Below are 12,714 nucleotides of genomic sequence, written 5' to 3'. Positions count from 1 at the left end.
ATTAAAACAACATTTATCTTATAAAAAGAGCTGTCTCGTTGTGAGACAGCTCTTTTTTATAATACCCAAAAGGAATACTACAGCAACCTTTATTGAAGTTATTTCAATAACGGTTGCATCATATATACAATACTAAAGAACATAAGGTTATTAGAGTAGTATCCAGAAAATATAAATCATTAATCTTGCATATGTAAAGATTTTTCTTAATTTTGTATTGTTTCATAGCGAGTTATTCCGTCAAACATTTTTTAATTATAATCTTCAAACAATATAAACCAATATCATTATGATTAGCTACAAAGAATTAGGATTGGTAAACAGCAGAGAAATGTTTGCCAAGGCAATTGCGGAGAAATATGCAATACCCGCTTTCAATTTTAACAATATGGAACAAATGCAGGCTATTATTCAAGCTTGTGTTGAAACAAAGTCACCCGTTATTTTGCAAGTCTCATCAGGCGCACGCAAATACGCAAACCAAACTTTACTCAGATATATGGCACAAGGTGCTGTTGAGTATGCTAAGGAACTTGGACACAATATACCAATTGTGCTACATTTAGACCATGGAGATACTTTTGAGTTATGTAAAAGCTGTATTGAAATGGGATTCTCTTCGGTTATGATCGACGGATCGCATCTCCCATATGATGAGAACGTTGCTCTGACCAGGCAAGTTGTCGATTATGCACACAAGTATGATGTAACTGTTGAGGGAGAGCTGGGAGTTTTAGCAGGAATTGAAGACGATGTTAAAGCAGAAACTCATACATACACCAATCCGGATGAGGTTGAGGATTTTGTTAAAAAAACAAAGGTTGACTCATTGGCAATTTCAATTGGAACATCGCACGGAGCAAATAAATTTACACCGGAACAGTGTACACGTAGCGCAGACGGAACATTAGTACCACCTCCACTACGTTTTGATATACTTGAAGAGATAGAGAGAAGAATACCGGGATTCCCAATTGTTTTACACGGTTCATCATCAGTTCCACAAGATTTAGTTAAAACTATTAATAAATATGGTGGAGCTTTGAAAGACGCCATTGGCATACCTGAAGATCAATTACGTCGTGCAGCAACATCGTCTGTATGTAAAATTAACATCGACTCAGATGGACGTTTAGCTATGACAGCAGCAGTACGTGAAGTTATGGCGACCAAACCTGCCGAGTTTGATCCACGTAAATATTTGGGACCAGCCAGAGATAAATTAAAAGAGCTTTATAAACATAAGATTGTTCATGTCTTAGGTTCCAATAACAAAGGATAGTTTTTTTATAATTGGGGGCTGTCTTAAAAATATAGACAGCCTTTTTTTTACGACTTGTTGCAACAGCAACTCAAACAATACACTTAAAACAAAATTGGAACCAGGAGGGGAACACACAAAGTTCCTAACCTTACCCTGATTCCAACCACAAGCCAAATATATGTTTTTTTAAGTTTTCCAAAAGAGCCACCCACGGGACTCGAACCCGCGACCTGATCATTACGAATGACCTGCTCTACCGACTGAGCTAAGGTGGCTTTTGCGTTGCAAAAATAATTATTTGTACACAAATTATAACGTCAAGCTATCTTTTTTTAATACTTGTTTTTATATCTTTGGGACTAAAACCTACTAAATGAACAAATTAATTACAGTTAAGACGACTATTCTTAGGGATGACTTTACTTTTAAAGTATTATGCTTTTCGTTGGTGTGTCTGTTTTTCAGCTCAGTAAAATTGAAATCACAAACAATACCTATACCAACGATTGACTCTGTAACAGTAGCTTCCAATAATCAAGTACGAATGGCCTGGCATGTGGAACATGACGTTAGTATAACACGATTTGTAATCTACAGGAAAACTGTCCAAGATTTTGCCTATATAGCGATTGATACGGTTAGTGCCTCATCTCCATATACTTATATCGATAATAATGTTGATGTAATCAATGAAAACTGGCTGTATACGATTGCGTCAATGAGTTCTACGGATAGTCTGTCAGGGATGTCTTTACCTCACTCCTATATTACATTTGATTTCGAAGCTTATCATTTATGTCAATCGGAACTCAATTTATCATGGAGTAGTTATGTGGGATCAACAAATGTAAAATATTCAACTATTTGCATATCAAACGGTGTTGATGTTGACAACAGAAACCATGGGAATAACAATTATGGATCAACTTCTGTTATCAGAGGAGAGTCTCACTTAATAGCTGTTCGGGCAACGTGGGACACAGGAAGTTCAACCTCTGCTTTTCGCCCCTATACAGCCGACACTATCAATATTTCAAAGAATTCGTCTGTTTCAATAATTGACAATTCAGGCAAAACGTTTAACATTGAGGTTAAAAACAGATTCTACCGAGATACTGACTCTGCTGTTCTTTATACTTATAAAAACAATTTGAACTCTCCACATAGTCGTATTTCTGTTAAACCCGATTTATCAGGCACAGCTAAATTTACGGTCAAATCAACAAAAGAGATATATTTCTTCAAACCAGCTATTATTGATATTTGCGGCACCGAGTACGACAATAGTTTAGCGGTAGAATCAATCCTTTTAAAGCATTCTGATACTGGCGATGATATCATATTACAATGGAACAGCGTTAATTCTGTTTTAGGACTTAATTATAAGCTATTTAAAGACGATGGACAAGTGGAGTTAATAGAGAGTTTTACATCTGGGAATTCTTATAGGTACATCATAGAATCAGACGCAGGAGGAGCAGAAAGAATTTGCTTTTATATTCAGGCAACAAACGATACTCTTTCAATATTTAGCAATGTCGTTTGCATTACACTTCACGACGATCTTCTATGGCCCAACGCATTTGTTCCTGATGGAGATGGAGTTAACGACACCTTTGGTCCTGTAGTGACCCGTTTTTATCCTGAGACATTTACAATGACAATCTATAACAAACAGGGAGCTACTCTTTTCCTCACTCACAGCGTTGATAGAAAGTGGAACGGCGTATATAATAGAAGCCTTGTGCCAAAAGGAGCTTATATTTGGCAAGCTGAATACACAATATCAGGAAGAAAAATCACAAAAAAGGGAATTGTTAATATAATTTATTGATATTTAACGATTAAAAGAAAGCCTTAACCATTACAGTTCCAGTGTGAATTGTTTTTATTTGGGGAGACGTGCGTCCGTGATATTGAAAAGTTAGCTGAAAATGCTTCGAGAGATTGACAATTGATCCCAACTGCCAAGTCAGGTTTTTCCCAATCTGATAACCTTCTAAAAGCTCAAAATTTGTAGGATCTTCCGCATTGCCTGAAAAATTATTATGAACATAGCCTATTAAGACATTAAAATTGCCTTTCTGCACCTTTGAATATTGAAACGATAGAGTAAAATTATGGGCTTCGACGCTGTTTAAACTCAAATCATTGTTTTTATCGGCATATTTATATTTGATCTCAAACCTAGTTGCAATATTGGGATTAATTTCAAGTTTAATTTCATCACTTAACGAGCCAATGGTATAATCTTTAAAGGAAAATGCCTGTGAGTTGTACGCCGACTTTTGCATTGCAGCTTCGTTTAAAACAGTAAAGAATTGTAAAAAGTTGACACGCAACACAACCGATTGATTCTCATTTGTTCGTGTTTCAAATCCGTTGTCAAGCATTTGCTTATTCTGCGTTTTGCTAATTATATAATCAGCTCCCCAACGCGCATTTGAACGACCGTAACTAAGTGTATTTCTACCGGATAGTTGATTAGACAACATTACAGAATCAGAATTTGGCACAAAAAAAGGATTTCCGTAAGAGATAAATCTGTTGTCGATGGTTTTATGATTTACTTGAAAATTTGCCTGGTTAGATAGCTTTGCAATAATCTTAACCAACTTTTTGTTGCTATTTTGCCACCTGTTAAGGTTTATATTGATATTGCCACGATAGCGACAGTAATATGCGTTCATATAGTCGTCTGTTGGGATAAAATAGCGGATATAGTCAGCTTCAGCAGCAATCGGGGCAAGTTCGAATTCCGATAACTCTTTAATACAGTTGTTATTAAGGTCACGCCAGATATGAGTTCCCTCGCCGGGTACCGTTTTCATGTAAGCGTACTCCTTTTTGGATTCCAAACCCGACCCAATTTCATAAAAATTCGATAGCGATATTACCCTCTTAGCCAAAGAGATACGATTTGTAATTCTACCTCCTAAAGTATTTTCCGGCTTAATATCTGTCCAATAGTCGGGATTTTGAGGCTCAATGTTTTTGTAATTTGCCATAAACTCCCAACTATGTGTAGGTGAAATATTTAAAACAAATTCCGACTGCACATATTTTACATTTGTAAGCTCCTCAAAACTGCTGTTGTAACATTTTTCATCGTTTCTAATTCCGCTTGATATATTCATTTTGAATAAGTTGGTTCCTTTTGTTTCAGAGAACAGTGCAGCATCATAAAACCTAAATGATGATTGGTCTAACACTAATTTGTTAACTGTTCGATGGTTTTCCTCCGCCTGCAACTTTACCCCCGAAAGAACATTTTTTATAAGATAACCTGTTTTAACATCTGCCTTCGCAAACCTACTGTTAATAGAGTCACTCTCTGAGTTGACTATAGACAAATTGGATTTTACGATAACTTTTTTGGTATCGATATTAGCAAGTAGGCTATTTTTTATTCCCTTGTAAATATTTTCACTAACCAAAGCCTCGGCGTTATATTCAACCGCCCCAATTTGCTTATTATTCCACCGCGCTCCAAATGTGGCAATATGTTCATTTGCACGCTCTGAAGCTGTTTCGATATTCCAATCGCGTTCAAATTCTGTGGTACGATATCGTTCAAAAGTCTCGAAATACTTGTGTATAAACTGATATTCGCCCCTACTCGACCATCGTGAGCTGTCGGTTCCGAACTGAACACCCGATACAAATGCAACACCGTGATTATCGTAACTATCTTTTTTTGAAAAGGTATTAATATCTGAGTTAGAATAAGTTATATTCGAATATATCTTTGTGCTCTTTTTTAATTTGTGTTCGGCTTTTAGAGCAATATTCTGTTTGCTTTTAGGTGTAATAAGCAGTGTGATAGGCTCATAATCGCCTTGCTTAACTCCGTTTTCGGGAGCAACCCATCTGTAAACCCTTCCGTTAATATATCCGGTTATTGAAACATAATCACCGTTTCCTGCGCCAACATACGAAAAACCAACCCTATAACGTGCACTATCCCTATTAACCGAATATCGATATATTTGATAGTCAACACCTTGATATGAGGTATCTTGGAGCGCATACTGAACGCTTTCTGGATTGTATTCCTCTTCGTGTGCATTAATCACAAAAGCCGAATCAATATTGTCGCCTACTTCAGCGAGAAGAGTTCGCCATTCGTCTTTTAAATCAACATCATAGGTTTGATTTTTTGCATCGCTCTCCGACATCACGGCTACGGAAAAGAGCGTGCGGTTACTTTCCCATTTACTTACATGGGCAGCCACAAAACGGGCATAAGTCCTGTCGCTATATTCAAATTCTACGGTTATTCTTGACTGCCTGCTGATTGGGCAACGTGGAGTAAACATTATTTCCGCAGCATTATAATCAATAATGTAATCACCATTCTCTCCGCGCTCCAACAAAACGCCATCAATAAAAACTCTCTCCGATGCCGCAATTACAATAATAAAGTGCTCGTTATTAGCTCCATAGAGCTTGTATGGTCCTTGATTGCCCTCAATAGCGACCAGTGTCTGGCGATGATATTTTCCTTTACTGACCGATGCTGACGATAATCCGCTGTAAATAAACTTGGTACTATCATTTTTTTGTGGTTTGACTTCAAATAAAAAACCTTGCTGTTTTTTATCGACTTTCAAAAATGGATTTTCACGTATAGAGAGTTGATAATCGCCTAATGTTGCACTAATTTTATTGTTGTATATCTGAATAAATACTTTGTCGAAATCGCTTAACTGCGCTGTATTCCCTTCGGGCTGAATAGGAATATTGGCATCAGTTAACGAAGCTGCTAACCACAAATTGGGAGCAATTTTTCCCGACATTTGCAGGTTAAGCCCGCCAGTTAGCGACATATCGCGGTTATTTCCAACTGAAATACCTCTGCTAACGCTCCCACTTTTGTCAAGCTGTGTATAGGTTGTCTGAATATCAGTGGGTTGCTTGTTGTCAAACTGAAATTGATAAGCACTACGTGTAGAAATTACTTCTGGTGGCTGCATTACAAAATAGGGCTTTGTAATCTCTTGAGGCAAAACCCTATAACAAATCCGTATAGTTTTATTTGAGTCTAATCCACTAATATTTAACTGTTTGGTTTCTGACGAAAAAGTAAACTGCGAATCGGAGATAATTATATCGTCCTGATATATAATAAATGAATTTGGAACAACAGTAGCTGTATCAAACAAATAGCTTTGAGAAGCGGGCAGTTCTATACACCTTAAGTTTGACAAGCTTTGCGCCGCCGAGCTTGTGGCTATCAGCAATTTTAAAGCTACAACTAACAATAAGGTATATCTGGCACGCATCTGGCAAATTAATTTATATATGGCAAATATAGTTAATTGAGTTAAAAGCTTGTAAAGCTTTAAAATACTTTCACCTTGCTCCCTTTTCCTTTTACCTTTCATAGTACGTTTCATTCCCGAATTTCAACACTTCGGAAACACCATAACGGTTATAACGTCATTTTAATGTTTTTTTGTATCTCATTAATAGCAAGAAAAAATAATAAACACTATGAAGAATATTAAACAACTACTACTTTTGGGATTTATTTTTGTACTTATCAACGGTTGCGGTAACAGTAAGCCCGAAAACGACGCTATAGTACGAAAAGTTAAAGTTGCAGCTATTGAAAAAGCATCGGACACAGAGACAAAAGAATTTTCCGGCATAATCAAGGAATCACGTGCCGTAAATCTCTCATTTAGAGTTGCCGGACCGATAAAAGCAATTTATGTAAAACAAGGCGACTTTGTAAAGCAAGGGGCATTGGTTGCAGAAATGGACCCACGCGACTATCAACTGCAACTATCTGTGGCTCAAGCCGAATACAATAAGGTTACTACCGAAACAAGTCGGGTTATTGAACTTTATAAACAAAACGCGGTTACTGAGGCTGATTATCAAAAAGTTGTAGCAGGAGAAAAGATGATCACAGCACAGCTAAATCGTGCAAAGGATCAGTTAAACGACACTAAGCTCTACGCTCCTTTCTCGGGCTATATCCAAAACATAAATTTCCAAAAAGGTGAAATTGTAAACATTGGAATGCCCATTGCTGATCTGTTAGATGTGAACTCATATAAGGTAGAGGTCGATATTCCATCTAAACTTTTTGTCGAACGAGACAAGATTAAAAAAGTTACTTGCAAACTTAATATTGATGATGCTTCAGAAATACCATTACAACTACTTAACTATCAGGCAAAAGCCAACAGCAGTTTACTTTACAGAATGTACTACGGTTTAGGTCCACAATCTGACAAAAGAGTTTTTCCGGGTATGGAGGTAGCCATAACAATGGAGTACAAACGCACCGACAGCAACGACTTGGTTATACCGCTTGGCGCAATATTTTACAATAATGAAGAGCCTAACATATGGATTGTCAACAAATCCGATTCGATTGTAAACAAATACGCTATCGAAATTGGAGAGATATATGGAGATGGTAAAGTTAGTATAAAATCGGGGCTAAAGGGCGATGAAACTATAGTTGTATCGGGCGTTAATTCGCTCAAAGACAACGAGAAAGTTGAAATCATAGAGCCTATTAGTGAAACAAATATCGGAGGATTATTATAATGCATATTTCGGAACTTGTATTCAGAAAAAAGAACATTTTTTATTTTCTGATAGTAGCGTTATTTATAGCTGGATTGTACTCATATCGCTATATCAGTAAGTTAGAAGACCCTGAAATTGTAGTCATGATTGCCAAAGTTGTGACCGTATATCCGGGTGCGTCTGCGCATGAAGTAGAAATGCAAGTAACATCTGTGTTAGAAGACGCAATAAGCGAATTAGCTGATATTGAGAGCATAAAGTCACAGTCGACCGCTAATGTCTCGATGATTGACGTTGAGCTAAAAATGACCGTTCCACAAGAGGAGATTGAGCAACGTTGGGAGTTTTTGAGACGTAAACTTAAAAACGCGACACCAAAACTTCCTAAGGGAGCACAAGAACCAATGGTTATTGATGATATAGGAGACGTCTACGGCATGTTTTACGCAATGACCTCTGACGGCTACTCACTTTCAGAGATGTCGGATTACGCGCAATATATCAAACGCAATCTACTACAAGTTGAAGGAGTGCGCAAAGTCGCAATCTACGGTGAGCAAAACGAAGTAGTTGAAATAGTATTGTCGCAGGAAAAAATGGCACAAATGGGAATTTTGCCTTTACAGCTTATAACAACTATAAACGACTATAACTCATCGCTTTATGCAGGAATGCTTACTACTGGAGATGAGCAATTACGTGTGAAAGTCAGCGGAAAAGCAAACAGCATTACAGATTTAGAAAACATCGTAATTACAGGATTTAACCAAGATATTTTCAAACTCTCCGATTTCGCCGAAATTGTACGCACCTACCCTGATCCGATGAAAAACACGCTACACTTAAATAACAAGCAAGCTATTGGTATTTCGATATCAATGGAGTCGGGCTACAATATTATTGATTTAGGCGAACGTGTCGATAAATGCATGTCGGAGCTACATGCTCAAATGCCTGCGGGCTACGATTTTGAAAAAATATTCTTCCAGCCCGATATAGTCCGAGACGCGATAAACGACTTTATGATAAACCTTATAATGTCAGTAGCTACAGTAGTTTTGATACTGATGATAACCATGGGTTTACGAAGTGGTTTGATTATCGGCGGAGGACTCGCTCTTACCGTAGTAGCGACATTTCCGTTCCTTTATGTCACAGATGGCACGTTACAACGTATCTCGCTTGGTGCGTTTATAGTAGCAATGGGAATGTTGGTTGATAACGCAATTGTGGTTATAGACGGAATATTAGTCAGAATGCAGCAGCAAGGCAGACGCAGTAAAAGCACATTTACTATCCCTGCCAAACGTACAGCCTGGCCCCTTTTAGGAGCAACGCTTATCGCAGTTTTTGCATTTCTTCCAGCTGTTCTGTCAAAAGACACAGCAGGAACCTATGTTCACGATTTGTTTGTTGTATTGTGTATATCACTGCTACTTAGTTGGGTATTTGCTCTAACGCAGGTGCCTCTGTTTTCGGCTATTTTTCTTAAAATTCCCGAGAAAAAACAGAACACAGACCCATTTAATACTCCATTGTATAAATGGTTAAGAAAAACTGTTACATTTTTTCTACATCATAAATTTGCCACATTAACAATATCACTACTGCTATTTTTAGTCGCTATTTACAATATCAAAAATGTAAAGAAAACGTTTTTCCCCGACTTCAACTATAGTCAGGCTTACATCGAATATAAGTTGCCCTATGGGACAACAGCAAGCAGAATGCATAAAGACTTGCACGAAATAACAGAACACTTTCTAAAATACGACGAAGTTGTGCTGATCACCACAAGTCAAGGAATGACTCCCACTCGATACTGTTTAGTGCGTCCAATAGGCGATGTTGCTGATAATTACGGCGAAGTGTTAGTCAATTTCGAGGACTACGAAACACTTAACCGAATGAAACCCATTTTCGAGGAGTATTTGAGAAACAATTATCCCGATGCAAATATTCGTTTCCGAAAATATAATCTGTCGGTTAAAGCTTCGCATACTGTTGAAGCGGAATTTTCTGGGCCAGACCCAGCTGTATTAAGGCAACTATCAAGCCAAGCTATGGAGATAATGCACCAAAGCCCATACATCGACAAGTCTACCATTGGTGTTGACTGGGAGCCCATGGGAAAATCGTTAGTGGCACAATATAAAATGGACGCAGCTCGCAGAAACAGCACATCACGTCAAGATTTGGCTTTGGCACTGCTAACTGCAACAGAAGGGGTGCCCTTGGGAACTATTTATGAGGGCGAACGCCCAATTGCTGTAAAATTGAGAATGACCGATAAAGACGGTTCGAGTATCGAAAAACTTGACGATATACCTGTGTGGAATATGATCCCTAACGTAAACTCAGTTGATAAAAACACGTTAGCGGGATTAATGATTGGAATAAAATCGTTGGAAGATATTAAAAACGAGATAATACGTTCAGTTCCATTGAGTTCAGTAACATCGGGTATCGATGTTGAAAAGGAAGAACAAATTGTACGCCGTGTTGATGGCAAACGAACCATTCAAGCACAATGCGAACCCAAAAGTGAGTACAACCCTGCGGTTGCACGTAACGATATTCGTGAACAGATAGAATCAATTGAGTTACCCGAAGGCTACTCGTTGCGCTGGATGGGAGAGCATGAGCTACAACATACAGCAGTTTATAACATATTTAGATTTTTCCCGGTAACAATTATACTGATAGTTCTGATTTTAGTAATACTTTTTAACGACTTCAAGCGACCAATTATCATATTGCTATGTATTCCAATGGCAATGATTGGGGTAATCTCCGGACTTCTTTTGACTGGGCAACCTTACACGTTTGTGGCGATTATCGGAACCATTGGTTTGATAGGTATGTTAGTGAAAAACGCTATTGTTCTGTTAGACGAAATTGAACGACAGCTTAAAGAGGGCAATCAACCACGCAATGCTATTGTAAATGCTACCATTTTGAGAACACGACCGGTTATTATGGCTTCGGCAACTACAGTTTTAGGTATGTTGCCACTGCTAACCGACCCAATGTACGGAAGCCTCGCAGTAGCCGTAATTGGCGGTTTAATTGTAGGAACATTAATCACATTAGTTTTTGTACCAATATTATATGCTATTTTTTACCGTGTTAAAACTTAGAAAAAACCGAAAACGATTGAGAAAATTATGTACAGACGACAGCACATGCAAATTATTGTACAGACAGGGCATACCCTGTCTCTACTTATAACTTATAACTTTTAACTAATTTACATGAGACACAAGATATTATATACAATATTGCTTATATCCATAACAATTGGAGTATCAGCGCAAGAGGTTCTTACATTAGAACGCGCCAGAGAGTTAGCAATTGAGAACAATCACAATATGAAGATAGCTGAAAAGACTATCGAAAAGGCTGACGCTGAAAGGAAAGCTGTTCGCACAATGTATCTGCCTTCGATATCAGCCTCTGCTACAATGGCATATTTAACCAATACATTTAAACAGGATCTATATCTTCCAACTTTTAAACTCGACCCAATGTCGGGACAATTGGTACCAGACTATTTCTACCACCCTATTACGGGACACCCAATTTACGGTCCGGACGGTAACCCTGTTTTTAATTCATATGGTTATATGCCTTTAGAGCTAACCCTGAAAGGAGCTTATTTGGCAGGAGTTAACTTGCAACAACCCATCTTTGCTGGAGGGAAAATAATCACTGGCAACAAAATGGCAAAATTGGGTAAGCAGATGGCAGAGAAAAATCTGAGTCTGCAAGAGATGAATGCAATTTTTGAATCCGATAAAGCATATTGGACTTATGTTTCTGTAAACGAGAAAGTTAAACTGGCAAGCCAGGCATTAGACATGCTCGACTCTCTTGTAAACTTTGTGCGCAAAAGTGTTGACATAGGCTTAGTTCATCAAAACGAACTTGGAAAAGTTATGGTAAAACATAATCAGGCAACACTAGATTTGCAGAAAGCCCGTAGCGGATTATCATTATCAAAAATGGCACTTTGTCAAGCGTTAGGGCTCGAGTTTAATACCGATATTGTTGTAGCCGATACTGTTATTGATTGTTCATCGGAAGCTCTATCGATGGTTGGAAATGAAGATGTTACGCAAAGACCCGAATACTCTCTTTTGATGAAACAGATTGATATGCAAAACGAGCAAATAAAAATGAACCGTGCCGACTTCCTTCCAACTTTTGGAGTAAGTGCAGGTTACTCATGGATTGGAGGTATTGAAATTACGGGTATGGAACAAAAAAGCAACGGTTTTAATATTATGGCTTCTCTGAAAATACCGCTATTCCACTGGGGCGAAGGAGTATACAAGGTTAAATCAGCAAAAGCAGAACGCGATATCAAAAATTTAGAGTTAGAAAAAAACAGCAGACTACTTAGTTTAGAGACAGAAAAGGCAAAATTAGATTTACAAGATGCTTTTATGCGAATATCAATTTGTGAAACAGCACTTAAACAGGCATCTGAAAACCTTGAGCTTAGTCAAACACGCTACGAATTGGGTGCTGAGCTACTAACCGACTTATTAATATCACAAACACAGTGGCAAGAAGCACACAGTAATCTAATAGACGCAAAAACCGAATTTAAAACGAAACTAACGTACTATCAAAAAGCTACGGGGCAATTAGCAATGAGCAATTAACAATGAACAATTATTCATTTTTAATTGACAATTGCACATTGCTAATTACTTTCAATACTTCGGCTTCGCTAAGTAAATCGCCGTAGTCATTGGCATAGTTCAGTTTCACTACATTTTCTGTCGTCACTCGGCATAGCTCAAACTGGCTTGGCTCTGCCCTCGCTCCTAAGAAAATTGTTAATTACACATTGCTAATTGTTAATTGATTTTACATATATTTGTATCAAAGTA

The 12,714-nt window shown here is 37.8% G+C and carries 6 protein-coding genes and 1 tRNA gene; 5 read left to right on the top strand and 2 right to left on the bottom strand.

Annotated elements, in window-relative coordinates:
• Positions 1–289 precede the first annotated feature (289 nt).
• On the top strand, positions 290–1,282 hold the full coding sequence (locus GX311_00775) for a class II fructose-1,6-bisphosphate aldolase (GenBank protein ID NLK14911.1): 993 nt from the start codon (positions 290–292) through the stop codon (positions 1,280–1,282).
• 184 nt (positions 1,283–1,466) lie between these two features.
• On the opposite strand, the gene GX311_00770 is transcribed toward GX311_00775, so the two are convergent.
• Positions 1,467–1,539, bottom strand: a tRNA-Thr gene (locus tag GX311_00770).
• Positions 1,540–1,637: 98 nt separating this feature from the next.
• On the opposite strand from GX311_00770, the gene GX311_00765 reads away from it, so the two are divergent.
• Positions 1,638–3,098 (top strand): T9SS type B sorting domain-containing protein, encoded by a 1,461-nt coding sequence (locus tag GX311_00765; GenBank protein NLK14910.1) that lies wholly within the window; start codon positions 1,638–1,640, stop codon positions 3,096–3,098.
• A 10-nt stretch (positions 3,099–3,108) separates the two neighbouring features.
• Here the strand turns inward: GX311_00765 and GX311_00760 are convergent, their stop codons facing one another.
• Positions 3,109–6,549, bottom strand: a complete 3,441-nt coding sequence (locus GX311_00760; protein ID NLK14909.1) for a hypothetical protein — start codon at positions 6,547–6,549, stop codon at positions 3,109–3,111.
• Between the two features lie 211 nt (positions 6,550–6,760).
• Here GX311_00760 and GX311_00755 point away from each other — a divergent pair, with 211 nt between their 5' ends.
• From GX311_00755 to GX311_00745, 3 genes are all read left to right on the top strand, one after another.
• Positions 6,761–7,831 (top strand): efflux RND transporter periplasmic adaptor subunit, encoded by a 1,071-nt coding sequence (locus GX311_00755; GenBank protein NLK14908.1) that lies wholly within the window; start codon positions 6,761–6,763, stop codon positions 7,829–7,831.
• Complete coding sequence (locus GX311_00750) at positions 7,831–10,953, top strand: efflux RND transporter permease subunit (GenBank protein NLK14907.1); 3,123 nt, start codon at positions 7,831–7,833, stop codon at positions 10,951–10,953. The genes GX311_00755 and GX311_00750 overlap by 1 nt, the downstream gene beginning before the upstream one ends.
• Before the next feature lie 114 nt (positions 10,954–11,067).
• Entirely contained in the window at positions 11,068–12,483 is a 1,416-nt protein-coding gene (locus GX311_00745) for a TolC family protein (GenBank protein ID NLK14906.1), read from the top strand.
• Positions 12,484–12,714 lie beyond the last annotated feature (231 nt).

The organism is Bacteroidales bacterium (genome assembly GCA_012519055.1).
In the GTDB taxonomy this organism is placed as follows: Bacteria; Bacteroidota; Bacteroidia; order Bacteroidales; family Salinivirgaceae; genus JAAYQU01.
This window is presented reverse-complemented; position numbering and strand designations above follow the sequence as displayed.

Coding starts and splice junctions, on each gene's coding strand:
- GX311_00775 (NLK14911.1), top strand. CDS start 290: ATGATTAGCTACAAAGAATTAGGATTGGTAAACAGCAGAGAAATGTTT.
- GX311_00765 (NLK14910.1), top strand. CDS start 1,638: ATGAACAAATTAATTACAGTTAAGACGACTATTCTTAGGGATGACTTT.
- GX311_00760 (NLK14909.1), bottom strand. CDS start 6,549: ATGCGTGCCAGATATACCTTATTGTTAGTTGTAGCTTTAAAATTGCTG.
- GX311_00755 (NLK14908.1), top strand. CDS start 6,761: ATGAAGAATATTAAACAACTACTACTTTTGGGATTTATTTTTGTACTT.
- GX311_00750 (NLK14907.1), top strand. CDS start 7,831: ATGCATATTTCGGAACTTGTATTCAGAAAAAAGAACATTTTTTATTTT.
- GX311_00745 (NLK14906.1), top strand. CDS start 11,068: ATGAGACACAAGATATTATATACAATATTGCTTATATCCATAACAATT.